The sequence below is a fragment of the Tamlana sp. s12 genome, assembly GCF_016767215.1.
GTDB classification, from domain to species: Bacteria; Bacteroidota; Bacteroidia; order Flavobacteriales; family Flavobacteriaceae; genus Pseudotamlana; species Pseudotamlana agarivorans.
In genome coordinates, this window is sequence record NZ_CP068547.1 from 1,390,082 (window position 1) to 1,415,495 (window position 25,414).

Below are 25,414 nucleotides of genomic sequence, written 5' to 3' on the forward strand. Positions count from 1 at the left end.
ATTAAGGTTAGTAATTTTCAGTGGTCAAATATCGGTTTATTTTTTCATGACTTTAGTTAAAATTCCAAAAACACTTCTAATAAATGTAGCGCTCGTAAGAACTTTCACAATAGGGTTCATGGCCGTGCTTCGAGAACGGGTGCTTCTAGATCGTTTTTTTGATGCCGCTTTTTCTATCGCTTCTTGTTCTTTTTTTGCTTTTTCTTTGAGTTCATCGGCTTCAGCTTGCTTTATTTTGTCATTCAGCATTTCGTAAGCACTCTCACGATCGATGGTTTCATTATATTTTTTTACCAACTTAGAGTTTGACTGAAGTGCTTTTAATTCGTCATCCGTTAATATATCCATACGACTCATCGGGGCACGCATCATCGTGGCAGCCAATGGTGTTGGTCGTCCTTTTTCATCTAATGCCGAAACTAAAGCTTCGCCAATGCCGAGGGACGTGAGGATTTCTTCGGTATCGTAATATTCAGAATCTGGGTAGTTTTGGGCTGTTAATTTTATAGCTTTTCTGTCTTTTGCTGTAAAGGCTCTTAATGCATGCTGAATTTTTAAGCCAAGCTGACTTAAAACATCTTCAGGGACGTCGGTTGGGTTTTGGGTGACAAAATATAAACCAACGCCTTTACTACGGATGAGTTTTACAATACTTTCAATTTGATTTAATAAGGCTTTGGAAGCTTCATCAAAAATCAAGTGCGCTTCGTCAATAAAAATGATCAGTTCGGGTTGGTCACTATCACCTTGTTCTGGAAAGGTAGAATAAATTTCAGCCAAGAGGCTTAACATAAAGGTTGAAAATAGTTTAGGCCGATCCTGAATGTCGGTTAGCCTAATGATGTTTATATAGGCGCGGCCGTTCTCATCAATCCGTAGTAAGTCTTGGGTGTCAAAGGAGGTTTCTCCAAAAAATAAATCGGCACCTTGCTGTTCCAGTTCTACAATTTTCCTTAGGATGGCTCCAGTTGAAGACGTCGAAATTCTGCCATAAGCTTCGTTAAACTCGTCCTTACCTTCTTGGGTGGCATATTGGAGTATTTTTTTGAAATCTTTTAAATCTAAAAGAGGGAGTTTGTTATTGTCGCAGTACTGAAAAATAACAGAAACAATACCCGACTGGGTTTCCGATAAATCTAAAATTCGCGATAATAATACAGGGCCAAATTCACTAACGGTGGCTCTAAGTCGCACGCCGTTTTGTTCCGAAAGGGTTAATAATTCTACAGGAAAAGCACTAGGTTCGAAAGGTAAGCCTATCTTTTCGTGGCGTTCGGTTATTTTAGCATGTCCAGGACTGGGTTGTGCCAATCCGCTTAAATCACCCTTAATATCCATGAGTAAAACAGGAATGCCTTTGTTGCTTAGATTCTCTGCCAGCACTTGAAGGGTTTTTGTTTTCCCGGTGCCTGTAGCTCCAGCAATTAAACCATGTCGATTTAAGGTCTTTAATGGGATTTTTACATGGGCTCCTGTAATGGTTTCTCCATCTAACATGGCAGCGCCAATTGGTATATAATCGCCTTTTGTAGTATAGCCCTCGGTTATGTATTTAAAAAAAGAGTCTCTGCTGCTCATGGGTTTAGTTTTTGTTTAAATCAGTTCTTAAAAATACACGAAATAAAAAGAATGAAAAAATTAGTTTGTGATGCTATATAGGGCCATTTTTTAAGCTGAATTAATTTGAAATCTAAAAGCAAGAATTTGAAATAAGTAATATGTATCTTTGCAGCTTATGAAAGAAGAGATAAAATCACAGGTTGACAAAGGTGATATGCTGCCTTTAATGGAAGAGTTTTATACTATTCAAGGGGAAGGTTTCCATAAAGGAACAGCAGCTTATTTTATTCGTGTTGGTGGTTGCGATGTAGGTTGCCACTGGTGTGATGTTAAAGAAAGCTGGAATGCAGATCTACATCCTCCTACCGAAACCGCTAAAATTGTTGAAAACGCAGCAAAATATAGTGATACCATTGTAGTCACTGGAGGAGAGCCTTTAACTTGGGATATGACCCCGCTTACTACGCAATTAAAAGCTAAAGGATTGCAAGTACATATTGAAACTTCTGGTGCATATAAATTAACCGGTGTTTGGGATTGGATTTGTTTATCTCCAAAAAAAATGAAGCTGCCAACGCAAGAGGTTTACGACAATGCTAATGAGTTAAAAGTGATTGTTTATAACAAGGATGATTTTCGCTTCGCGGAAGAACAAGCGGCAAAAGTGAATAAAAATTGTATCTTGTACCTACAACCGGAGTGGAGTAAACGCGATAAAGTAGTGCCTGAAATAGTGGATTATGTGATGGCTAATCCGAAATGGAAGGTATCGCTACAAACTCATAAATATTTGAACATCCCTTAAAAAAAGTAACTCATGAAACTCTTACGTTTTGGTCGTGATTTTAAACCAGATGAAAAAGTTATCCTAAGAGATTATTTAGCTATTGAACGTACCCGTTTGGCAAATGAACGTACCTTATTATCTTACATTAGGTCGTCTTTGTACTTGCTCATTGGAGCTTTTGCCTTTTTTGAATTAAAAGGCTATCCGAATTTTAAATACTTTGCCTTAGTGTGTTTGGTGTTTTGTATCATCTTTTTAGTGATAGGTGTGATGCGTTTTAGACTGCTGAAGAAAAGCTTGAAAAAGCTGTACTATATGTCTGAAGAATCTAAAGATAAATAGGTGTTAGGCTATATGCCTTAAACGTAAAGCATACAGCCTAAAGCCTACAACTTATTTTGTAAAAGGTACAGAAACTCTTGTTTTGTCCCAAGCTAAAAACAGCGTTCCGTTTTCATCAAAGGCCATTGAAAAAGCTTCAACAGCATCCTTTGCAGTAGAAACATCAGCTTTAACACGTACCACATCGTTGGCTTCATTATAAGCGTAAGCACCCCAAACATTAATATCTTTACTTAATATGATGGTCCAAGTTTTTTCACCAGGAATGGTAAACAACGAATATTCACCTGCTTTTATAGCTTTTCCGTCAATTTTCATGTCTTTATACAAAGTAATCACCGGCGCTTCGTTAGCTCCTGTTCTCCATACTTTATCGTTTGGTGCCAACTTACTTAACTCGCGACCTTTAAGTTGCGGACGGCTATAAACCACTTTAATAAGTTTGTTTGGTTCTTTATTGCTAGTAGGGTAGGCCGTAACGTCTAACGGACTCTTATCTAATTTTGCAAATTTTTGTGCATTAACGTTAGTAGATAAAAACAATAAGCATGCAAAAGCAAGGCTTGAAATAAAAGTTGAGTTTTTCATAATAAGATTTTAAGATTTAAGATTTTAAAGTTAAATGGAAATATTCTTAATGATATGGTAAATGTCGGATTTAGATGTTAAAGTTTACGGGTGAATAGCTGCAAACCACCTATAACTATTATTAGTTGTAGCGTTTCGTAGTTTTTAATTGCATACTATATTAAATGGCATCATGTTATTTTAGGATATTATAAAGATATAGGTTATTTTGATAAGAAATTTTCGCTCTCAATGATAAGTCCTGAATTACCTGATAATGAATACCAAAGGCAGTTAGCAGTTAATAAATATCAGCTATTAGATACTTTGCCAGAGGAAAGTTACGATAACATTACGGCTTTGATGGCTTATATATGCGAGGTTCCCATCTCATTAGTGTCGTTATTAGACAGAGATCGTAATTTTTTGAAATCGCATCATGGTGTGCCATTTAATGAATCGCCTAGAAATATTTCATTTTGTGGGCATGCTATTAATTCTGATGATGTGATAACCATCATTGAAGATTCACGGGAGGATATTCGTTTTCATGATAACCCTTTAGTAATAGATTTTCAAGCGATTTTCTATGCAGGTGTTCCAGTCGTTAATACCGATGGTTATAAACTAGGAACCCTTTGTGTTTATGATACCAAGCCGAGAAGGCTAACAGAAGACCAGAAAAATGCTTTAATAGTCATGGCTAAGCAAGTTGCTCATTTATTCGAGCAGCGTTTTCAAAACATAAAACTTATACAGCTTCAGGAAAATTTAAAGAAAAGGAATGACAACTTAAAAAAGTTTGCCAGGGTAGTATCCCACGATCTTAAATCGCCATTATCCAATATTATTTCTTTAACCGAGTTGTTAGAAAGTAAAAATCAGGACGCATTAGATGAAGATTCTCAGCAATATCTGGAATACCTCAAGACCTCTTCATATACATTAAAAAATTACATTGATGGCTTATTAAAATTTTATAATAATGATGAAATACTAAGCAAGCAAAATGAAGCTATTTTAGTTGATGATATTCTAACCGAATTGAAACAGATTACCAATTTAGATCATACGGTGTCTTTTCATTTAGAAGGAAACTCCACGGAAATAAAAACGAATAAATCAGCCTTAATGCAGGTTTTGGTGAATTTAGTAACGAATTCGATAAAGTATAATAAAAAGCCAAAAACGGAAATTACCATTTCAATTTCGGAAACGGAAACTGAATATTTGTTTTCTGTAGCAGATAATGGCGATGGGATTCCTAACAAGTTCATTGCTAAAATCTTTAACCTATTCAGCATTGCTGGTTCCGAAGATAAATATGGCAATATAGGCACAGGTATCGGTCTGGCTACAGTAAAGAATATTATAGATAATCTGGGTGGAGAAATAATTGTGTCCTCTGAAATGGGCCAAGGAAGTACTTTTTCATTTTCTATTCTGAAGAATTATAGTCCTAATTAGATGCTCAGTATAGTTTTTATGGATTGTTAAAAAGCATTACAGTTGCTACTGTTTTGGTTGTGTGCAAGCTTTGGTATAAGTAGAGAAGGTTTGACTACTAGATTATGATTGTTCAGTTGTAAATTCGATATCTTGCCCTTCCGCTCTTTCCTTTTTTTAATTGGTATTGTTGTCGTCAGAAGCTTATTCCTCACGGCCGTTTGTTCGGTTATCAGTTGGCATTCCAACTAATTCATAATTTGTACTTCTTCCACCTGCGACTTCTTTTTTTAATATGCCTTTTTCAATCAGGTCATTAATATCTCTTACAGCTGAATCTTTAGAGCATTTCGCGATTTTTGCCCATTTTGATGATGTCAACTTTCCTTCAAAACCATCCATTAATTTATTTAGTAATTTTTTTTGACGATCATTAATCGTTGTATAGACGTGTTTTTGCCAGAAATCGGCTTTGAATAATGTTTTGATTAGTATTGAATCTGTCGATTTTAAAGCGTTAATTAAACAGGTTAAGAACCAAACCATCCAATCGGTTATGTCTAAATTTCCTTTTTGAGTTTTTTCTAAAATCTCATAATATTGCTTTCTTTCCAACCGAATCTGAGCAGACATACTGTAAAAGCGTTGATTACTTTTGTCGGCTTGCGCCAGAAGCATGTCTGTTAATGCTCTAGTAATCCTTCCGTTTCCATCTTCAAATGGGTGAATAGTTACAAACCATAAATGAGCGATTGCAGCTTTAATAACTAAGTCCATATTACTATTGTTGAACCATTTAAGAAATCGAGTCATTTCTTTCTCAACCAAATCAGAATCCGGTGCTTGAAAATGTATTTTTTCTTTTCCGATTGCTCCAGACACCACCTGCATAGGTCCTGTAGTATCTTTTCTCCAGTCTGCTACGGTTATTTTGTACATGCCACTTCTTCCTGTTGGAAAAAGGGCGGCGTGCCAATCAAAAAGCCTTTCGATTGTTAAAGGACTAAAACAATTTTGAGTAGCATCGAGCATCATTTCAACAACACCTTCTACATTTCTGTCAGAATCAACAGCTCCGGCTATTTCTATACCTAATCTACGAGCGATTGACGATCGTACTTGGTCAGGGTTGAGAAATTCTCCTTCAATCTCTGATGATTTTAACACATCAAGAGTCAATGTGTCAAGTAAAGCTTCATTTCTCAAATCGAAACCTAATGTTTCCATTTTTCCAATAAGTCTACCTTGTAAATTTCTGGCCTCACTTAATAAATCCAAAAATTCATTAGTGTTCCAAGTAAATTCAGGCCAATTGTCTTTTTGGTGTATAAAAGCTTTCATTTGATGCGTTATTTGCAACGAAAATAGCTTTTATTCGTCGCAAATTAAAATTAATCGTTGCTTATTTTGCATCAAATACTGCTTTTATTTGTTGCACAATCATTTCTAGACGCTTTGGAATCCATTTTTAGAATTTCGCCGGAACAACTGAATACAATGCATAAAGATCATTTAATTTGTTCATCTAAATATATTATAACAAAAAAAGCCTCAGAAAATCTGAGGTTTTTAGTTTGATTGAGAGGAACCGAATCGATTTCCATGTGTTCAAGAAAAATACTTAGGATTTTAAGTGTTCAAGCATTTGTAATTGATCATCCATAAGTATTGATCTTTTCGCTTCCGAATCTTCATTTTCTAAAGCTGTTTCAATTTCGATGAATTTATTAGTGAAATCATTAAATGTTTTGGTGTTTGTTAAGTCTTTCAACCATATTGTAAAATCATGGAGTTCTTCTTGATCTTTAGAATATTCTAAGTTTTCGATGATGATAGAATATTCCCAATTGGCATTTTCAGAATGATCTAAATGAATTAATTCATTGCTTAAAAACACGTCAATTATAAATCTATTGCAGCAAAAAGTTTCTAAAGCCTTTTTTTCAGCATCTTTAATCTTTTTCCTTTTGAAAAGCGTTATTGTCCACTCAAATAGAAAAATTGGATAGCAAGAGTCTTCGGGGAAGTTTTTATTAAACCAATTAAAATAGCGTAAAGCGCCTGTATAATCGTTTATTTTTAAATATAATGCAGGCGGTAAATATCTAAGACCTCGACCATCATGATAGTAGCCACCCCAATGTTTTTTATCAGCAGCAAGCTCCTTTTTAATCTTCTTGATTTTATTTTGAATCCTTTCGACTTGTTTTGGGGTCATTGTTTTAGGTTGGTTTAATTTACAGTCAAAGCTGAGCAAAGTATTTTATTCAAAGGTTATTTCTTGAGTTTGATTTACTATTTCAGCCCCTGATTCGAGAGAGATTATAACTGTAAATAGAGACCTATCTGGAATATTGTCATATTCTGACATGTCCACTTGAAATCCATCCATCCAATCTTCCCGAATTTCAAATAATTCACTTATGGTCAATTGTTCTCCATTATAATTATAAGTTGTAAAATTGTCTGTAACATCAGTAATCTCTTGGGTTTCTAAATTTACTACATTTATTTTTATTGAAGAGATAGGGTCTAAAGTGATATACTCATCCATAGGACAATCACAATCACTCATTGCAAATGCCGATGTAAATCCAAATGAGCTTATATTCCATATTGGTTTTGAATATGAAATTTGATTTAATTCAAATTGTACAGAAATTGTTAATCCGAAAGCATTTTTATAAGCAGAATTTAATACTTCTGTATTTTGAAATCCAGAAGTATCCCAAGCCTTTAAATCCAAATCATTGTACATTTTTTCAAATGTATTTATTGGGTCGCAATCACAAGAACAACAAGAAGTTGCAATAGACTGTATAAAGTAGATTAGAAAAATTATTATTACTTTTTTATTCATTTTATTCAATATTAAGCACAACCTATATTATAAACTTTTTTATACGACTTACGCACAAACAAATACCTTAAAATAGTGTTAGCCTTATAATTTTTGTGTAAATATAATTATTAAAAATCCTACAAAAAAACAAAATCCCAATAGGCGTACCTATCGGGATTTAACGTGAAACTGTATGATTAGTGGCCTGTAAAATACAATATCTTACACTAAACAATAAATTTATATAAATGAACTTACCTTAAAGCTAGTTCTTTGTAGCTATTAATTATATAGGATGTTGGCAAATAGTGCTATCTTTTTATAACTTTCTTTGTTATATTTTTGGTGTTATTTTTTAAATTCACAAAATATACTCCATTTGCTAATCCAGATAAATCAATTGAGTTATTTTCAAATATTACATTTTGTTTTCTTCCATTTATATCATAAACTGAAAGTTTAAAGTTATCAATTTGTTCAAGGTAAATTTTTCCATCTGTAATTGTTGGATAAATATTAAAATTCTCTTTACTGTCTACCTCATTAACGCTCAAACTTAAAGGGTCAAAAACTTGAATGTCATCTATTAAAACATCAAAAGGTTGTCCATCATAAGTTGCAATAGAAAAACTTAAATCATATTCACCAGTTTGGTCAGGTGTGAATTTTATCGACTTGTCAATCCAATTATTATTTGAAGCAAAAGAATTGCTTGTTCTAGTTGTTGCACTTCCTGCTCGAATAATTTTTAAAGTTATAGGATGCGTTCCGTTATAGTTAGCACTAACATATTTAAATTTATAGGATATGGTGTATTCTATTCCATTTGTTAAAGGAACTTTTGCAAGTATTAGAGGTTTTAAAGTATTATCACTAATTGAGAAAAAAGCACTTGATGTTCCTTCAGCAACATCAGTAGTATTTTGAGAAACATTATTCTCAATTGTCCAATTATCTAATGTTGTAGAATTTGTCCAGCTTTCTAAATTTCCGTTAGTTGCTAAATTCGTTTGAGAAAATGATAGAATTGAATAAAAAGTAAATAAAAAAAGTAATTTTGTTTTCATAAGATTTAATTTAGTATTTGGGGTTAATTTTTTCGTCAATATTGCCAACTTGTATTTGTGTTATTTAAAAAAAACTTATTTCTTCATCACACGCACATTCATTTCTTCAACCTTTTTATCAGATAGGATAGAAGGTGCTCCGAATAATAAATCTTCGCTAGTTCCTGTTTTTGGGAAAGCCATCACCTCTCTAATGGATGCTTTTTTCTCTAAAATCATCATTAAACGGTCTACACCCCAAGCGATGCCGCCGTGTGGTGGCGCGCCGTAATGGAAGGCTTTATACATGGTACCAACGCTTTTTAGCATCTCTTCTTTATTGTAGCCCATGTTCTTGTATGTGGCTTCAAGAATTTCAGGTTTATGGGCACGCACAGAGCCACCACCAATTTCGTAACCGTTTAAGATTAAGTCGTATTGTTGGGCGATAATGCTGCCTATTTCTTCCTCTTTACCATTCATGTGCTTGTCTAAATCGTAAATCGCAGGCATCGAGAAAGGGTTATGCGTAAAGGTCCAACGGCCTTCGTCGGTTTTCTCAAACATCGGGAAGTCAATAACCCAAGCAGGTCTTAATTCCTTAGGATTGATTAAACGTAACATGCTTCCTAGTTCTTGACGTACGGCATCTAAGGCTTTGTTTGCAGTCGCGTAATCGGCAGCAGAGAAGAATACAATGTCTCCAACTTGTGCTCCCGTGGTTTTTATAATGCCTGCAGCAATCTCTTCACCTAAGAATTTAATGATTGGCGATTGTAAATCGTTTTCATTTACAATAATATAAGCCAAACCTCCTAAACCATGCTGTTGGGCAATACCTGTTAATTTTTCAATTTGTCCTTTAGATAAACGTTTGTTGCCTTGCTCTTCGGCAGACACTTTAATACATTTTACAATACCGCCTTCTTCAATAGGTTTACTAAAGACTTGGAATGTGGTATCTTTTACAATCTCGGTGATGTCTTGTAATTTCAATCCGAAACGTAAATCTGGACGGTCGCAACCGTAGTAATCCATGGCTTCTTGGTAGGTAAGCACTTCAAACGGATGTAAAATCCATTTTTTACCATATATTTTTTCAACAATCGCGTTAAACATATTCGTGTTTAAATCGATGATTTGTTGCATGCTGGCATAAGCCATTTCAATATCCAACTGTGTGAATTCTGGCTGGCGATCGCCACGAGAATCTTCATCTCTAAAACAACGTGCTATTTGAAAATACTTTTCGTAACCCGAAACCATCAGCATTTGTTTGAATTGTTGTGGTGCTTGTGGTAGCGTGTAAAACGAACCAGCTTGCTTACGCGTTGGTACGATAAATTCACGCGCCCCTTCATCGGTTCCGGCACTTAAAATAGGCGTTTCAATTTCTAAGAAATCTTGATCGTCTAAAATATCGCGCATCATTTTAATCACCTTATGGCGATTTACAATAACACGACGCACATCGTCATTTCTATGGTCTAAATATTTATACTGAAAACGAACATTTTCATTCGTTTTAGTCGCTCTTTTTATTTCGAAAGGCAGCGTTTTAGAAAGGTTTAAAATTTCTAAATCGTTCGCCTCTAATTCGATTTTTCCGGTGCGTAAAGCTGCGTTATAATCGTCTTCTTTACGCTGAAGAATGGTTCCTGAAACGGTAATTACCGACTCTGGTTTAAGTTTTACCAATTCATCTAAATTCGGGAATGACTCACGACTTAAGCGTACTTGAAAAATTTGTGTGCTAGAATCGCGTAAATCGATAAATATTAATTCCCCATGATCACGAACACTAGATACCCATCCAGAAAGTGTTACTTTTTCTGAAATACTTTCTTCTGAAATATCAGAAATTAAGTGCGTTCTGTAGGTGTCCTTAATTACGATTGGAATTTGCGGCAGAACTTCTTCTTCTTTTTTGGTTGTTGGTTGCTGGTTGTTGGTTGCTGGTTTGTTTTCGTTTTGTGAAGCACTGTTAACTGTTAACTCTTCACTTTTAACTTGCTTCAAAATCCCTTCACGAATCACTTTTCCTGAAGCACCTTTTCCTATAATCGCAATAACTTTTCCAACAAGAATACCTGCTTTACCTTGGTTCCCCGATTTAATATCGTTGGCAATCGCTTCATTTTCTGAAATGACTTTAGCAATCGCTTCCTCTATTTGAGATTCGGAAATGGTATTCTCTTCAAAATATTTATTGTAATCAAACTTACGGTCTTTTAAATAGGCGGTAATCGCATTCTGAACTAAAACAGAAGTGATTTTTTCGTCTTTAAAAAGCTGAAAGATTTCAATTAAATGTTCAATACGGTGAATATCGGCATACTCATCGGCGCCAATATTATTCACTAAAGTTTTAGCTACAAACGACGGATCTTTAATCACGTTATTAATAGCCACAAAAGTTTCCGAACGTAAGGAATCGGCTGTAAAAAACTTAGCGTCTTGCGGTAAAACGCCACCTTTAATTAAAATGGATTCTACGGCATAAGGCAAAGTGCTTACATCGACATCAATCGATTCTACCACCTCTTTAATGCTTACAAAAGGCAAGTCTGGTTCCGAAATAAAACGGTAATCGGCTTCAAATTCCTTTTTACGCATGGTTTTGGTTTGCTTCAATTCGGCATCCCATAAAACCGTGGTTTGATCTGGTCTAAATTCTTTGTGTTCGATGTAGTAATTCAGTTGTTTTTCAACTTCCTCTTTTAAAGCATCGACCATAAACTTAAACGAGTTCAAGTTTTTAATTTCGGTACGCGGATTTAACTCGTAAGTGTGTTTTTTACGAAGCGACACCGAAACATCCGATTTAAATTCGCCTTTTTCAAGGTTGGCTTCAGATATTTTTAAATTCTGAACAATACGCTGAATGTACTGCGCGTATGTTGAAGCGTCTTCGATATGACGAATACACGGTTCGGTAACAATTTCAATTAAAGGCACACCGGCTTTGTTAAAATCGACCAAAGAGATTTTCTTCTCGTGCATTAATTTTGCGGCATCTTCTTCAATGTGTACCTGAGTTAAATTCACTGTAAACTGCGAGCCATCATTACGGTAACAAGATACTTGTCCGTCAGGAATCACAGGGTTGTGAAACTGTGTAATTTGTATGTTTTTCGGGTTGTCTGGGTACTCGTAGTGTTTTCTGTCCCAAGAAATCACTTCGTTAGAAAAAGTCGATTTTACCGCTTTTCCAAAGTAAATCGCTTTTGTAACGGCTTCTTTGTTAATGGCGGGTAAAACACCCATTTGTCCAGTACAAACCGAACATATATTTTGATTTGGTTGTTCTATTTCGCTATTGGAGCAAGAACAAAATAATTTGGTTTTGGTATTTAATCGAACGTGTGTTTCCAGACCGATTACTAACTCTAATTCGTGCTTTTTCAGCAGGTCGTTTAATTGTTCCAGTTCCATTATATCGTGTCTTTTAAGAAGTTAGCAAACTTCAAAACGAGTTCGTCATTATTTTTTGCAGCTGTAATTTGTAAGCCTGTAGCGGTGCCTTGTGGTATGGTTAACGTAGGTAATTGTCCTAAGCTAAAACCAACGGTATAAGCATCAGATAAGTACATGGCTAAAGGATCTTTTAAGCTATCACCAATTTTAGGTGGTGTGCTAGGTGTAACCGGTGAAAGGATGATATCCACTTCGTTGAAGTCCTTCTCGAAATTTTCTGAAATTTGATCACGAAGGTTTAGTCCTTTTAAATAAATTTCATCTGAAAATCCTTGAGACAATACTTGGTTTCCACCCACGATTCGGCGTTTTGTCTCTTCAGAGAAATTCTCAGAACGTGTTACCGCATAGGTTTCTTTTAAGTTTTCAGCTTCAATACGATTGCCGTAATTAGTACCGTCTAAACGTGAAAGGTTAGAAGCGGTTTCAGCCATGGCTAAAGTATAGTAAGTGGATACTAAAGTGTTTGATTCGAAGAAATCTAAAGCTTTCACTTCAATACCTTTGGCTTTTATTTTTTCGATAGCCGCTAAAAAATCAGCTTTTATTTCAGAATCAATCGCATCGCTTTCAATAAAATTTTTGAAGTACCCGATAGTTTTAATGGCTTCGGAAGATTGAATCGCTTCTGGAGTGATTTCCGCGGAAGCGTAAGTCGTTTGATCCTTAACATCTTTACCACTCATCACATTTAAAACAATGCGAATATCTTCAATCGATTTTGCGATAGGCCCAACACAGTCGGTCGATGAGGCATACGCCATGAGTCCGTAACGCGAAATACGTCCGTAAGTCGGTTTTAAACCATAGACGTTGTTATAACCTGCTGGCTGACGGATAGAACCTCCGGTGTCGCCACCAATAGAAAAAACAGTGTAGTCTTTTGCAACGTTTACGGCCGATCCTCCACTAGAACCACCACCCACTAAATCGGGGTTTATAGCGTTTTTAACCGCGCCAAAAATGGTGTTTTCGCTAGAGGAACCGTGACCAAAACTATCGCAGTTTTCTTTAACCAACGGAATGGCTCCAGCATCCAATAATTTTTGAATGGCAGTTGCTGTATAAGCCGATTTGTAATTTTTAAGTAATTCGGAACTCGCTGTGGTAAGCGTGCCCTGAACCATGTAAACGTCTTTAATACCAAAAGGAATCCCTTCCAGCAAACCAATGGTTTCGCCGTTGGCAATTTTAGCGTCTACTTTTGCTGCTAGCTCTAAAGCTTTTTCGTCTAGTAAAGCATTTACGGTATGGTTGGTGTTTGGTTTTAAGGCGTCTAATTTACTTTGCACAAGCGCTGTACAAGTAATATCTTTATTCACCAATTGTTGGTGAATTTTGTGTATTTGAGAGTCCATAACTATTCTTCTATGACTTTAGAAACGACTAAATAACCGTTTTTTTCTTTAGGAAAGTTTTCAATAATGATTTGTTTTTCTAGCTCTGAACTAGCTATCACAACATCTTCTCTCAAATTATTTAAAGACACGCTATTATTATGATTATTATTAAAAGAATTATTATTGGTAAGATTGGCATTCTTAATAACCTCAAATAACTTGTTCACAGTCTCGGAAGGCTGTGCTCCTTTAATACTCGACAAAACGTCGACTGTCATAATTTTACTCATGTCTTTTTTATCTATTTTAAAGTGAAACTTTTAAGCGGGTAAAATTACAAAAGATTTTAGGTAGTTTTTGTAATACTAAGAGTAAAGTTAAAATTATGCTAGGATTATTAAAAAATGGGAGTAAAGTGTTATAATCATTGAAATATTAGTAACAATGATGTGGGTATTATGCATTTTTTGCTTTCAGATTGGGATAAAAATAAGCTGCGTGTCGTTTTTAGAGCTTAAATAGCTTAGAAAAGCATGGTTTTAAAGTCGAAATTTGGTCTTAAAAACCCTTATTTTAGGGCGATTTGGTACTGTAAAACGGCCATGCCTTTATGGTCGATGTTCGTTAAAGATACGACATCGAAAATCGGACGGGATTGATATCCTAGGCTAATTTTATTACTATGCGAGCCATTAATTAGAAAGTTTACTGTAAAATCGTAAACCGTCATAGGGTCGGCTAAGGCGTCCCAATTTGCATGTTGGATGGCTACGTTTGGTTGTATGATTACAGGACTGTGGAATACATTTTTTGCTTTAAACGCATAACCAAATTGCATGTACCAAGTGCTTCCCGTTCCCATCATAGGAAAGGCTATGCCTGGTCCGTTAAAATCACCGTTTTCTACATCGGAAGTTATGTTGTCAGCACCAAGGTTTCTTACATAATCTTTACCATAGTCGAAATCGTAATAGCCTAAGTAAGCCGTAATGGCTTGTTCGTGTTCGAGCGGTAAGTTTATAAAAGAATCGATCGCCCAATGTTTCATATCATAGAACGTTGTTAAAGGGTCTTGGGTATCACCATCACTAAATGCTTTTTCTTGATATTGAAAACCAGCTCCTACATTGAAAACTTTTTTGTTAGCTAAGTAGGTGCCTGCATGGTAAGCCGATTTATTAGATTCGTTTTCAAAGAATTGATACTTGACATACGATGAGGTTTTCCAACGCGGTTTATTGTTGGCAAAATCCACTTTGCCGTTTGGGGTCGTTGTTATTTCTTTAGGTTGATTAAGTGAAAACCTGTAATCGAAATGGCCTGCTTGGCCTTTAAACCAAACACCGAATTGGCGTCCTAAATCATCGTTTTTCTCCACCGTGTTTAAAGGGAATAGTGGTGAGTCGAGTCCCATTAGCGAATTGCTAGAGCGTATATTCCAACGGCTTAAGCCCTGCCAGCCAGATTTCCCCATGCCAACCTCCAGGTATTTCGAAAAGCTGTATTCTACGTAAAAGTCTAAAATGCGTATGCCCGCTGTATTGTGTCTTAAATTGTAATTGTTATCACCAAACATAGCTACGGCGTATACTCGTGGTGTGATTTGAGCTGAAATAGGTATTCTAATACGACGTATTGATACATCGGTAAAACTAGAGGTAGGTTCGTTATTGATTAATGATCCGTTGTTTAAGTCGGAGTAACGTAACCAAATTTGTGCGCGTAAATTCCAGTTGAATGATGGTTTGAAAGAAGCTTCTTTTTTTACTTCATTTGGCCGTATAATCGTGTCTTGCCCAAAAGAAAATAGAGGAAGTACCAAAAGTAAGAGAAGTAAAAATAGGTTAGCTAATTTTGTCATGGTTATGAATTCTGCCTTCAATCTCGTACAAAATTAAAATTAATACAGAGGCCATCTTGTGATTTTCATCATATTTCTAAAAAAAATGTGTTATTCTGAAGAATTTAACCGAAATAGGTGGTAGATTCTCCTATGAAACATTTAAAATCGAAGCGATTTAAAGCAATTTGAGCGTGTTTTTTATTTTTAGATTTGACAACAGGCGAAAAAGGGTGTTGTTTCGCGTTTAAGACGGTTTTTAAGCGATTTAAGCGCGTTTTGAATAATTAACAAATGTTGATAATTTAATAAGTCACTCGATGAAATGCTTTAATTTAAGGACATAAAGCCGTATATTTGTTTGTATTCAAAAGGATGCTAAAAGGCATCTTTTTTTATGCATATGTTTCAGAGGTATCCTGATTTTAAATTATAGATACTTTGAGACTTGTCATGCTTCCGAGGGAGCGTGAAAAAATTATTAAGTAGAACATTAATTTAGAAAACATAAATTATGAGCGAACCTAAAGAAGAATTTAATAAACATAATTATTCTGCTGATAGTATTCAGGCCCTAGAAGGTATGGAGCACGTACGTATGCGTCCATCCATGTATATTGGCGATGTTGGTGTGCGCGGACTGCATCATCTCGTTTATGAAGTTGTAGATAACTCAATTGATGAAGCTTTGGCAGGACACTGTAACAATATTACAGTGATTATTAATGAAGACAACTCGATAACTACAGAAGATGACGGACGTGGTATTCCGGTTGATTTACATAAGAAAGAAGGCGTTTCTGCCCTTGAGGTGGTAATGACCAAAATTGGAGCAGGTGGAAAATTTGACAAGGATTCTTATAAAGTTTCAGGTGGTTTACACGGTGTAGGTGTGAGTTGTGTGAATGCTTTATCAGATCATTTAAAAGCTACCGTTTATAGAAATGGTGAAATTTGGGAACAAGAATATGAGCGTGGAAAAGCGCTTTACCCTGTAAAAAAAGTAGGTGAAACCGAAAAGCGCGGGACCATCGTTACTTTTAAGCCAGATGCTACCATTTTTACACAAACTTTAGAGTATAGCTACGATACACTAGCCAGTCGTTTACGTGAATTGGCTTATTTGAACAAAGGGATTACCATTCATTTGGTTGATAAGCGTGCCGTAAAAGAAGATGGTGAGTTTGAAGGTGAAACGTTTCATTCTGAAAATGGATTACCTGAATTTGTGAAGTTTTTAGATGCCACTAGAGAGCCTTTAATGAAAGATGTTATCGCTTTTGAAGGGGAGAAAAATGGTATTCCTGTTGAGGTAGCGATGCTTTATAATACATCGTATTCTGAAAATTTACACTCTTACGTAAACAACATTAACACACACGAGGGAGGAACACACTTATCTGGTTTCCGTCGTGGTTTAACACATACGCTTAAAAAATATGCCGATGAATCGGGTATGTTAGATAAGCTAAAATTTGATATTGCTGGTGATGATTTCCGTGAAGGTCTAACAGCCATTATTTCGGTGAAGGTGCAAGAACCTCAATTTGAGGGGCAAACTAAAACCAAATTGGGTAACCGTGAGGTGTCAGCGTCTGTAAGTCAGGCTGTTTCTGAAATGTTAACCGATTATTTAGAAGAACACCCAGACGATGCTAAAATTATTGTTCAGAAGGTTATTTTAGCCGCTCAAGCACGTCATGCAGCCCAAAAGGCTCGTGAAATGGTACAGCGTAAAACCGTTATGAGTATTGGTGGATTACCTGGAAAACTGTCTGATTGCTCTGAGCAAGATCCATCAAAATGCGAAGTATTCCTTGTAGAGGGAGATTCGGCGGGTGGAACAGCCAAGCAAGGTAGAGACAGAGCTTTTCAAGCGATTTTACCATTAAGAGGTAAGATTCTTAATGTTGAAAAGGCGATGACACACAAAGTTTTTGAAAACGAAGAGATTAAAAATATTTTCACGGCGCTTGGTGTAACCATAGGAACCGAAGAGGATAGTAAAGCTCTAAACCTTTCAAAATTACGTTACCATAAAGTGGTTATTATGTGTGATGCCGATATTGATGGTAGTCACATTGCAACCTTAATCTTAACTTTCTTCTTTAGATATATGAAGGAGCTTATTGAAAACGGACATATTTACATTGCAACACCACCATTATATTTGGTTAAAAAAGGAGCTAAAAAGCAGTATGCTTGGTCAGATAAAGAACGTGATGCTATTATTGCTGAGTTTGGCGATGGTTCAAAAATCCAACGTTATAAAGGTCTTGGAGAGATGAACGCTGAACAACTTTGGGATACCACAATGAATCCTGAATTTAGAACCATGCGTTTAGTGCAAATTGATAACGGTACGGAAGCCGATAGAATTTTCTCTATGCTTATGGGTGATGAGGTGCCACCACGTCGAGATTTTATTGAGAAAAATGCCATTTATGCTAATATTGATGCATAAATAAAACCTATAAATGACTAAGTCTTGTGCTTAGTGATAAATTTGTAACCCCGTCACTTTTGTGATGGGGTTATTTTTTTTGCCATACTTTTTTTAGATTTAAAGCGGATTGATTAAAATATTTGGGTTTAATCAGCATTTTGATAGCTTAATGAATAATTTATGAAATTTTAACATAAAATTTTTAGGTACTCTCAAAAAAGAATTGAATTACCTATTACTTTTTTATTAAAAGGGTTTTAATTCGTAAATTAGCACGGTTTGAACTATAATGAGTTGTATTTCGAGCTTAAAAACAAATTAAATACTAATAATAAATAATAAAAAAAATGAAAGTAACTGTAGTAGGAGCAGGAGCAGTAGGTGCTAGTTGTGCTGAGTATATTGCTATTAAAAATTTCGCTTCAGAAGTCGTAATTCTTGATATTAAAGAAGGTTTTGCTGAAGGAAAAGCAATGGATTTAATGCAATGTGCATCTTTAAATGGTTTTGATACTAAAATAACTGGTGTAACTAACGATTATAGCCAAACAGCAAATAGTGATATTTGTGTGATTACTTCAGGGATTCCACGTAAACCAGGTATGACTCGTGAAGAGCTTATCGGTATTAATGCTGGTATTGTTAAAAATGTATCAAAAAGTTTACTTGAGCATTCTCCAAACATGATTCTTATTGTGGTTAGTAATCCAATGGATACCATGACCTATTTAGCACATAAAGCAACAGGAATGCCAAAAAATAGAATTATTGGTATGGGTGGTGCTTTAGATTCTGCTCGTTTTAAATACCGTTTAGCAGAAGCTTTAGGTGCGCCTATTAGCGATGTAGATGGAATGGTAGTTGGTGGACATAGTGACACTGGTATGGTACCATTAACAAGTCACGCTACTAGAAACAGTATTAAAGTTTCTGAATTCTTAAGTGAAGAGCGTTTAGCACAAGTTGCTGAAGATACTAAAGTTGGTGGAGCAACATTAACGAAGTTATTAGGTACTTCTGCATGGTACGCGCCAGGAGCAGCTGTATCAGGAATGGTACAAGCCATTGCTTGTGATACGAAAAAGATTTTCCCTTGTTCTACTTTCCTTGAAGGCGAATATGGTTTAAATGATATCTGTATCGGTGTACCAGTAGTATTAGGAAAAGACGGTATCGAAAAAATAGTTGATATTCCTTTAAGTGATGCTGAAAAAGCACACATGAAAGCTAGTGCTGAAGGTGTAGCAAAAACAAACGGATTATTAGAGCTATAGGCTGAATAATCTTTATAAATAAAAAACGTCTGAAATTAATTTTTCAGACGTTTTTTTTATGATTGAAATGGTATAAACTCAAATTAAAGGCCTACAACCTTCAAGGCTTGTTTAAGTAATTTCGGGTTTTTAGAAATATAATCAATCGCATAAGTTGCTAAAGAATTATTCCCTAAAATAGATTTCATAAGATCTGTGTTTCCTGAGCTTTTAGAGGCCAAATCTAAAACAGATTTTGACGTTTCAGGGTTAGATTTTAAGTAATCAATTGTTTTAGATTGTAAATCTTCATCGGTAAGTAAAGCTTTTTCAACTTTTTCAGTTTGAGATTCACTTAATTTCGTTGTTGTACTGATGCTTTTTAGATCAGAAGAACTAATTGGAAGTTGTGCAGACATTGTAAATGCCGAAAACATAAGTCCTAATGTTAACCAGATAACTTTTTTCATATTGTTTTGTTTTTTATGGTAAAAAAGGGTAGAACTTAGTCTACCCCTTATTTAAAAATTTTTAATTATTTGTAGGAGTGGCTAGTTTATCCATTACTTTATCTAAACTAAAACTTGCTGCTTTAGCTCTAGGCGGATAATCTTTAAATGTTCCTAGGAATTTAGCAACATAAGCTTGAGCTGGTACAAGTAAAAATGCGTGATCTAATAACCAATCGTAATAGGTGTTTGATGTGATGCTTGCAAACTCATATGGGTCTCTTCTTAAGTTGTAAATCATTGGTAAACGTAATACAGTAAATGGCTCAGCCCATACTTGTAATGTTCCAGGACTTCTTTGTTCCATGAAAATTAATTTCCAATCATTGTAACGTAACGCAGTTAAGTCACCATCATCAGAGAAGTAAAATATTTCTTCACGTCTTCCTTTTTTCTCCTCACCTTTTAAGTATGGTAACATGTTGTAACCATCTAAGTGTACTTTAAAGGTTTTACCGTTTGCAGAGTGACCTTTTAATAGTTTTTCTTTTACCTTATCATCTCCAGCAGCAGCTAAGAAAGTAGGCATCCAGTCCATGCCAGAAAAGATATCGTTAGCTACAGTTCCAGCAGGGATTTCACCTGGCCATCTTATCATGGCTGGTACTCTCCATCCACCTTCCCAGTTGGTATTCTTTTCTCCTCTAAACGGATTGATACCAGCATCTGGCCATGTGTTTTTGTGTGGTCCATTATCTGTAGAATACATCACAATGGTATTGTCAGCAATTCCTAATTCATCTAATAAATCTAAGAATAAACCGATATGCATATCGTGCTCAACCATACCGTCACCATATTCATTTTGACCAGAAATTCCTGTATGCTCTGCTTTTACGTGTGTTCTAAAGTGCATACGCGTACCATTCCACCAGCAAAACCATTGTTTACCAGCTTTATGTTGTTTTCTAATCCAGTCCATGGCAGCTTTTGATGATTCGTCATCAATAGTTTCCATACGCTTTTTAGTTAATGGTCCTGTATCTTCTACTTTACCATCAGCAGTCGAGTGAATAACACCACGAGGTCCAAAATTCTTTCTAAAATTCGGGTATTTAGCTGGGTCTGGGTAATCTCTTAATTCTGGTTCTTCTTCAGCATTTAAGTGATATAAGTTACCGAAGAACTCATCAAAACCATGGTTTGTAGGTAAGTGTTCATCACGGTCACCTAAGTGGTTTTTACCAAATTGCCCACTAATGTATCCTAGTGGTTTTAAAAGCTCTGCAATAGTAGGGTCTTTTTCACTAATACCTTCTTTTGCACCTGGCATACCAACTTTACTTAAGCCCGTACGAAATACACTCTGACCTAAAATGAAAGATGAACGACCAGCTGTACAACTTTGTTCCGCATAGTAATCGGTAAACATGGTACCTTCTTTGGCGATACGGTCAATGTTTGGGGTCTTGTAGCCTGTAATTCCAAAGGTATAAGCACTAATATTGGATTGTCCAATATCATCCCCCCAAAGAACTAAAATGTTCGGTTTTTTTTGAGCTGTAACAGATGATGCTAGAAGGGAGAACATCATCAGAACTCCAAGTTTTCGTAAATTTGTCATAAAATTAGGATTGATTAAAGCTTAAAGGTAATTATTTTGAATACATTTTATGTGCATAAATTTTGTTAAAAGATGGTTATCATTTTTTTTATGTTACCAATATTTGAGTTTTGGGTTTATTTTCGTTCGTTTATGTCTGTGTTTTCTTCTTTTAAACCATAACTTATTTTAAATTTCGGGAAAGTTCCGGTGTTTTCGGGATCTTCAAGTTTTCCTTTTTCGATTTCAATTTTGCTAAATGGGGCTTGTGCTTTAATATAGCTTTCAGTACTCTGAATTAAATGAGTTTCAAAAGCTGTAACGAGGCTGTCTTTTTGAGCTTGACTTACCAGTTTGTTTATGGCGCCGTTAAAATCTAACGAATCGGACTCTACTTTTTTTAATACGAACTTTTCGAAATCTTTTTCTTGTTTTTCGAAGTCTTTACCAGTTTCTTGTTTAAAAGATTTTCCTATTTCAGCTTTGGCCAGGGCTTCAGCTTGTAGGTTTCTATCAGAGAAATACGTTAGGTTAATTTTTAAGTCTGGTTTTTTCTGTTCCAGTTCTATGAGTTTGCCTAGCTGTTTATATGCTTTTTCAGTAGGAATACTGTCGGTATAAGTCAAATCGATTTCTTCCAAGTCCTTTTTTTCACCGCCTACTAAGCCAACAAGAAAATTTACAGGGGCAGCAACGGTTTTTCCAATAACATTTTTAAAGGTCTGCCAAACAATTTTACCGACGTTAATATCTGGATCGTTTAAATTTCCTCGAACTGGAACATCTAAATGGATGTCACCGTTTTTGTCGGTAAGCAGGAAGAATGCGAATTTTAAAGGCAAGTTATAGAGTCCGCCCTTAGTGTTTTCTAACGAAGCATTTTTTACGAGTAATTTGTTTTCGCTTTCAATTTGGCCATCTACTATTTTTGATTTGGAAGTATAATACATGTCACCTTGTAAGATACTATGTCCCATATAATAATTTGTGTAAATGTTTAAATCTGGTAGCAGAAAGTTTTCAATCGAAATATCTAAAGTGGAGTTGTAATAATCGTTCGGGTTAATGCCTAAATTGGCTTTTAAGGTGCCTCGATTATTAAGTAGCATGGTGGAATAAATATCGATCCATTTGGCGTTACTTGTTATGGCTTTAGAATTGATTTCAATATCGGTTAGAAGGTAGTTAAAAGCTTGTCCGGTTAAATTATCGGTATAGTCTAAAATGCCGTTTTGAACGATTAGGTGGTTTATAGCATAATGTATTCCATTATTAGAAGGGGGATTTGAATGGATTAAGGTGTCGCCTTTGTTTTCTACAACTTCAGGTGTTGCTGCGTCTAGTTTAAAAATTCTAAAAAAATTATTTGATGTAGAATCCAATTGAAAAAAGGAATACGAACCGTTTATTTTTAAGGTTTCTAAGGTGTATGAGCTGTTAAAATAATCGATTTCTTTTAAATCGGATGCGATATGTTTAGCTGCTAAAAATGGCTTGTTGTAAGTATCGGTCATTTCAAAATTACTGATGTCAACCTTGCCCGATACGATTGATTTTAAGACTTCATTAGTGTTGCCTTTAATTTGTATTTCAGAATTTATAAGCCCTTCTAGACTATTAATATGAGCGTGCTCGGCAACGTATTCGTAAAAAGGTTTTAATTGTAAGTCGCTAATGGTGAAATGAGCATCAAATTCGCCGCTCGAAGGATGTACATTTAATATAGATTTAAAATAACCTCCATTTTTCAAATTGAATTTTAGGTCGGCATTACTCTTTTCTTCTTGATCCCAACTAACATAGGGGATGATGAAATCGAAGTCTTCAATATGGGTTTCCTTATTAATATTTTGGTCATCGAAATAAAAATTAGCATGTTTTAATGAAATATCTGAAACGCTAAATTTTAGAGGTTCGCTTTCTGTTTCAGTGATGGTGTCTGTACTAGAATGAAAGGCAAGAAGATCATCAAAATTAAAAGTAGAATCTTTCATAACTGTATTTACAGTTAAATGGCTGAGGTAAAGTTTATCGATTTCAACTTTATCTTTAATAAGTTTAAGCGGATTTAAATTTAAAATAAAGGTGTCTAATGAAACGAAATAATCTTGTTCGTTAGCCTCATATAATTTAAAATCGTAAACCTTAACAGTACTTGTGAAGTAGTTGTACTTTAAATCTCCAATGTTAATTTGTCTACCTAAGAGAGCTTTACTATTTTTTATAGTGTAGTTTTTCACTAGGGTAGGTAGTATCGCTAGCGCAATTAGGATAACGCCTAAAATAGAAAGAATGACGATTTTTGTTTTTTTATTCATTCGAGTCCTTTTGAATTATTTCAAATGAGAAATGTTTAAACCTTTAGTAACAAAAAAACAAGCTTAAATAGTTAATTATAAGCTTGTTTTTTTGACCTGTTGCATGCTTTATTTAAGTAATATTTATTCTTCTTTTACTTCAACAATTTCATACATGTCTTTACCGTCTACTTGTATGGGTTGGTAATAGGTTTCTCCAAATTGAACATAAGTCACATCGCCTATTTTTACTTCCTCGCCACCTTCTGGTAATCCCGGAACGATGGTTCCAGCTGTAGCAGGAACTACAATATAACCATCTTTGTTTTGCTCGTAAAAAGCGCCACCGTAATAGTAATTGTTTGTTTCGTTAACTTTAACCTCTTGAGCTTCTTTTGGAATGGAAGGTACTTGCGCGCCAACAGGTGCTTGAACAGCAACAAAACCTTCTTCTGTTTTTAGGTAATAGGTGCCATTATCATAATGATATTCTTCTTTTTTGTCTTCTTCGTTGTCACTAATAATAGCTACAATGATAGCAGTTCTTGCCAAAGAGGCTACAAAATATCCCCAAGGATGCCACACAGGCCCCCAGTAATAAGGTCTGTAAGGGTGGTAATAATATGGTCGGTGACAATAATATCCACGACCACCGTAGCGATATGGAGGTCTTGTGTAACGCACATGACTTGATCTTACACGGGTATTTCTAATATTGTTGTTATGGTGGCTGTTATTAACATTAATATTAACATTGTTGTTACCGATATGCGTTTTATTACCGACCTTATTTCCGCTGTTATTTCCTATTTTATTGTTAGAAGTACGCTTTACCGTTGAGGTTTTTCTATTAGTACTAAGGTTAGGTCTTGAAGTTGATTTATTAGTAACTTTTCCCTTTGAATTTCCAGAAAAGCTTCGACTCTTGTTAGCGCTCCCTCCATTAATAGTTCTTTTAGGCGTGGCTCTATTGGTTGTTGTTGCTCTATTGTTGGATCTGCTAGGCGTGGTTTTAGGTCTCGACATGCTATGGCTAGCTGCCCCACCACCTCTAGACATAGTTCTACCGCCTCCACGTGAAGCGCCATGGCTCATGCGTTGAGCTATCAGATCGGCAGGAAAAGCTAAAGCTAAAAATACGAGAAGAATGCCTAATTTATGTTTTATGTTTAATGAATATGTGGTCATGATAATGATGTTTTATTGATTAAGAATTCCCCTTTTTTAATATGCTAATTAGTTTTGCATTTGGAGGCGCTAAGAAATGAAACTTCGATTCTGGGATAACGGGATTTAATGTCCAGTTGCTAAAAGTAGACTCATATTGCAAATTAGATTTGTTTTTATAAATAATAACAAAGTGTTTTGGTAAAACGTCGGGTTGAGCTGAAACCCATATTTGCACATTTAAATTTTTATTAATGGCTTGAATGTGGTAGCAGTCTTCTCCTCTTAATGTTTTTCTTCCTAAGAATTTAATACTATCAAAGGCTTCAATTAAGTCATCAGTAAAGGCAGGATAGAAAAAATCGGCTGCAGGAAACTGGAAATCATATTGATGGTGCATGTCATCTATCATTTCTAGTGTGGTCTCTGGAGCTTCTAAAGTCACATAGTTGTTTTCGTTGTAGTTGTAATAAGTAATGAAAGAGCCATCATACCAATAGGCTAGGTCTTCATCTGACCCATTAACACGAATATGAAGTTTGTCTGGTCCAGAAATTGAAATATTACTTTCGTGATATTCTTTTATAATGTCTTTGTCCTCATTAATTTTATCGTTAGAACTGCTTAAATGAAAATTAACAGACTCTAAATCCCCGATAACAGCACTCATTTTGTCAAGAATGAAGATGGCCGTCGAGTCAATTTCTTTGGTGGTTTGAGCAAACCCCAAGGAGGTGATAAGGAGGAGGGTAAGCGCGAATAAATGGTTTTTCATAATTTTTGAAGGTTTTTTTAGTGTTTTATGAACAACTTTAATGAATTAATTTAATGCCATGTGCTAAAGCTTGTTAAATGATTGTAAATTAAATAGTAGACTTACAGCCATGGCGTCTTGTAAATATAATAAAAATCGTGATATGTAAAGCTGTAATTACCGCTTAAGGCAATAAAC

The 25,414-nt window shown here is 35.3% G+C and carries 20 protein-coding genes; 5 read left to right on the forward strand and 15 right to left on the reverse strand.

The window, feature by feature from the left end; all coding sequences use genetic code 11:
* Positions 1 to 36: 36 nt before the first annotated feature.
* Positions 37 to 1,578 carry a helicase HerA-like domain-containing protein gene (locus JJL45_RS05905; RefSeq protein ID WP_068602648.1) on the reverse strand — a complete coding sequence of 514 codons (1,542 nt, stop codon included), beginning with the start codon at positions 1,576 to 1,578 and terminating at the stop codon, positions 37 to 39.
* 157 nt (positions 1,579 to 1,735) lie between these two features.
* On the opposite strand from JJL45_RS05905, the gene JJL45_RS05910 reads away from it, so the two are divergent.
* Positions 1,736 to 2,365, forward strand: a complete 630-nt coding sequence (locus JJL45_RS05910) for a 7-carboxy-7-deazaguanine synthase QueE (protein ID WP_068602647.1) — start codon at positions 1,736 to 1,738, stop codon at positions 2,363 to 2,365.
* 12 nt (positions 2,366 to 2,377) lie between these two features.
* Positions 2,378 to 2,689 carry a DUF202 domain-containing protein gene (locus tag JJL45_RS05915; protein ID WP_068602646.1) on the forward strand — a complete coding sequence of 104 codons (312 nt, stop codon included), beginning with the start codon at positions 2,378 to 2,380 and terminating at the stop codon, positions 2,687 to 2,689.
* Between the two features lie 51 nt (positions 2,690 to 2,740).
* Here the strand turns inward: JJL45_RS05915 and JJL45_RS05920 are convergent, their stop codons facing one another.
* Positions 2,741 to 3,277, reverse strand: a complete 537-nt coding sequence (locus JJL45_RS05920) for a DUF2911 domain-containing protein (protein WP_068602645.1) — start codon at positions 3,275 to 3,277, stop codon at positions 2,741 to 2,743.
* A 231-nt stretch (positions 3,278 to 3,508) separates the two neighbouring features.
* Between JJL45_RS05920 and JJL45_RS05925 the strand changes: the two genes are divergently transcribed.
* A complete protein-coding gene (locus JJL45_RS05925) occupies positions 3,509 to 4,723 on the forward strand; it encodes a sensor histidine kinase (RefSeq protein ID WP_068602644.1) in 1,215 nt (404 codons plus the stop codon).
* 183 nt (positions 4,724 to 4,906) lie between these two features.
* Here the strand turns inward: JJL45_RS05925 and JJL45_RS05930 are convergent, their stop codons facing one another.
* The 8 genes from JJL45_RS05930 to JJL45_RS05965 all read right to left on the reverse strand — a co-directional run bounded on the left by JJL45_RS05930 (position 4,907) and on the right by JJL45_RS05965 (position 15,268).
* A complete protein-coding gene (locus JJL45_RS05930; RefSeq protein ID WP_068602643.1) occupies positions 4,907 to 6,043 on the reverse strand; it encodes a Fic family protein in 1,137 nt (378 codons plus the stop codon).
* A 280-nt stretch (positions 6,044 to 6,323) separates the two neighbouring features.
* Positions 6,324 to 6,920, reverse strand: a complete 597-nt coding sequence (locus tag JJL45_RS05935) for a hypothetical protein (RefSeq protein WP_068602642.1) — start codon at positions 6,918 to 6,920, stop codon at positions 6,324 to 6,326.
* 45 nt (positions 6,921 to 6,965) lie between these two features.
* On the reverse strand, positions 6,966 to 7,562 hold the full coding sequence (locus JJL45_RS05940) for a hypothetical protein (protein WP_202664351.1): 597 nt from the start codon (positions 7,560 to 7,562) through the stop codon (positions 6,966 to 6,968).
* A gap of 293 nt (positions 7,563 to 7,855) precedes the next feature.
* Positions 7,856 to 8,611, reverse strand: a complete 756-nt coding sequence (locus JJL45_RS05945) for a T9SS type A sorting domain-containing protein (protein ID WP_202664352.1) — start codon at positions 8,609 to 8,611, stop codon at positions 7,856 to 7,858.
* Between the two features lie 75 nt (positions 8,612 to 8,686).
* Positions 8,687 to 12,025 (reverse strand): bifunctional amidotransferase subunit GatB/aspartate--tRNA ligase AspS, encoded by a 3,339-nt coding sequence (gatB/aspS, locus tag JJL45_RS05950; protein WP_068602639.1) that lies wholly within the window; start codon positions 12,023 to 12,025, stop codon positions 8,687 to 8,689.
* A complete protein-coding gene (locus JJL45_RS05955; RefSeq protein ID WP_068602638.1) occupies positions 12,025 to 13,425 on the reverse strand; it encodes an amidase family protein in 1,401 nt (466 codons plus the stop codon). The genes gatB/aspS and JJL45_RS05955 overlap by 1 nt, the downstream gene beginning before the upstream one ends.
* Positions 13,426 to 13,427: 2 nt before the next feature.
* Positions 13,428 to 13,697, reverse strand: coding sequence for a hypothetical protein (locus JJL45_RS05960; protein WP_067150505.1), 270 nt, complete (start codon positions 13,695 to 13,697; stop codon positions 13,428 to 13,430).
* A gap of 278 nt (positions 13,698 to 13,975) precedes the next feature.
* Entirely contained in the window at positions 13,976 to 15,268 is a 1,293-nt protein-coding gene (locus JJL45_RS05965) for a hypothetical protein (protein ID WP_068602637.1), read from the reverse strand.
* Between the two features lie 493 nt (positions 15,269 to 15,761).
* Between JJL45_RS05965 and gyrB the strand changes: the two genes are divergently transcribed.
* Both gyrB and mdh read left to right on the forward strand, forming a co-directional pair.
* Complete coding sequence (gene gyrB / locus JJL45_RS05970; RefSeq protein WP_068602636.1) at positions 15,762 to 17,711, forward strand: DNA topoisomerase (ATP-hydrolyzing) subunit B; 1,950 nt, start codon at positions 15,762 to 15,764, stop codon at positions 17,709 to 17,711.
* Positions 17,712 to 18,040: 329 nt separating this feature from the next.
* Complete coding sequence (mdh, locus tag JJL45_RS05975) at positions 18,041 to 18,967, forward strand: malate dehydrogenase (RefSeq protein ID WP_067150496.1); 927 nt, start codon at positions 18,041 to 18,043, stop codon at positions 18,965 to 18,967.
* Between the two features lie 83 nt (positions 18,968 to 19,050).
* On the opposite strand, the gene JJL45_RS05980 is transcribed toward mdh, so the two are convergent.
* The 5 genes from JJL45_RS05980 to JJL45_RS06000 form a co-directional block, all read right to left on the reverse strand.
* Positions 19,051 to 19,416, reverse strand: coding sequence for a hypothetical protein (locus JJL45_RS05980; RefSeq protein WP_068602635.1), 366 nt, complete (start codon positions 19,414 to 19,416; stop codon positions 19,051 to 19,053).
* Between the two features lie 61 nt (positions 19,417 to 19,477).
* On the reverse strand, positions 19,478 to 21,019 hold the full coding sequence (locus tag JJL45_RS05985) for an arylsulfatase (RefSeq protein ID WP_068602634.1): 1,542 nt from the start codon (positions 21,017 to 21,019) through the stop codon (positions 19,478 to 19,480).
* Positions 21,020 to 21,135: 116 nt separating this feature from the next.
* Positions 21,136 to 23,316, reverse strand: coding sequence for a DUF748 domain-containing protein (locus tag JJL45_RS05990; RefSeq protein WP_068602633.1), 2,181 nt, complete (start codon positions 23,314 to 23,316; stop codon positions 21,136 to 21,138).
* A 123-nt stretch (positions 23,317 to 23,439) separates the two neighbouring features.
* Positions 23,440 to 24,483 (reverse strand): DUF6515 family protein, encoded by a 1,044-nt coding sequence (locus JJL45_RS05995; RefSeq protein ID WP_068602632.1) that lies wholly within the window; start codon positions 24,481 to 24,483, stop codon positions 23,440 to 23,442.
* A 19-nt stretch (positions 24,484 to 24,502) separates the two neighbouring features.
* Complete coding sequence (locus JJL45_RS06000; protein ID WP_068602631.1) at positions 24,503 to 25,237, reverse strand: DUF2092 domain-containing protein; 735 nt, start codon at positions 25,235 to 25,237, stop codon at positions 24,503 to 24,505.
* Positions 25,238 to 25,414: the final 177 nt, after the last annotated feature.

Bases quoted from the DNA above. Each gene is read 5' to 3' on its own strand.
- JJL45_RS05905 (WP_068602648.1), bottom strand. From the start codon at position 1,578: ATGAGCAGCAGAGACTCTTTTTTTAAATACATAACCGAGGGCTATACT.
- JJL45_RS05910 (WP_068602647.1), top strand. From the start codon at position 1,736: ATGAAAGAAGAGATAAAATCACAGGTTGACAAAGGTGATATGCTGCCT.
- JJL45_RS05915 (WP_068602646.1), top strand. From the start codon at position 2,378: ATGAAACTCTTACGTTTTGGTCGTGATTTTAAACCAGATGAAAAAGTT.
- JJL45_RS05920 (WP_068602645.1), bottom strand. From the start codon at position 3,277: ATGAAAAACTCAACTTTTATTTCAAGCCTTGCTTTTGCATGCTTATTG.
- JJL45_RS05925 (WP_068602644.1), top strand. From the start codon at position 3,509: ATGATAAGTCCTGAATTACCTGATAATGAATACCAAAGGCAGTTAGCA.
- JJL45_RS05930 (WP_068602643.1), bottom strand. From the start codon at position 6,043: ATGAAAGCTTTTATACACCAAAAAGACAATTGGCCTGAATTTACTTGG.
- JJL45_RS05935 (WP_068602642.1), bottom strand. From the start codon at position 6,920: ATGACCCCAAAACAAGTCGAAAGGATTCAAAATAAAATCAAGAAGATT.
- JJL45_RS05940 (WP_202664351.1), bottom strand. From the start codon at position 7,562: ATGAATAAAAAAGTAATAATAATTTTTCTAATCTACTTTATACAGTCT.
- JJL45_RS05945 (WP_202664352.1), bottom strand. From the start codon at position 8,611: ATGAAAACAAAATTACTTTTTTTATTTACTTTTTATTCAATTCTATCA.
- gatB/aspS (WP_068602639.1), bottom strand. From the start codon at position 12,025: ATGGAACTGGAACAATTAAACGACCTGCTGAAAAAGCACGAATTAGAG.
- JJL45_RS05955 (WP_068602638.1), bottom strand. From the start codon at position 13,425: ATGGACTCTCAAATACACAAAATTCACCAACAATTGGTGAATAAAGAT.
- JJL45_RS05960 (WP_067150505.1), bottom strand. From the start codon at position 13,697: ATGAGTAAAATTATGACAGTCGACGTTTTGTCGAGTATTAAAGGAGCA.
- JJL45_RS05965 (WP_068602637.1), bottom strand. From the start codon at position 15,268: ATGACAAAATTAGCTAACCTATTTTTACTTCTCTTACTTTTGGTACTT.
- gyrB (WP_068602636.1), top strand. From the start codon at position 15,762: ATGAGCGAACCTAAAGAAGAATTTAATAAACATAATTATTCTGCTGAT.
- mdh (WP_067150496.1), top strand. From the start codon at position 18,041: ATGAAAGTAACTGTAGTAGGAGCAGGAGCAGTAGGTGCTAGTTGTGCT.
- JJL45_RS05980 (WP_068602635.1), bottom strand. From the start codon at position 19,416: ATGAAAAAAGTTATCTGGTTAACATTAGGACTTATGTTTTCGGCATTT.
- JJL45_RS05985 (WP_068602634.1), bottom strand. From the start codon at position 21,019: ATGACAAATTTACGAAAACTTGGAGTTCTGATGATGTTCTCCCTTCTA.
- JJL45_RS05990 (WP_068602633.1), bottom strand. From the start codon at position 23,316: ATGAATAAAAAAACAAAAATCGTCATTCTTTCTATTTTAGGCGTTATC.
- JJL45_RS05995 (WP_068602632.1), bottom strand. From the start codon at position 24,483: ATGACCACATATTCATTAAACATAAAACATAAATTAGGCATTCTTCTC.
- JJL45_RS06000 (WP_068602631.1), bottom strand. From the start codon at position 25,237: ATGAAAAACCATTTATTCGCGCTTACCCTCCTCCTTATCACCTCCTTG.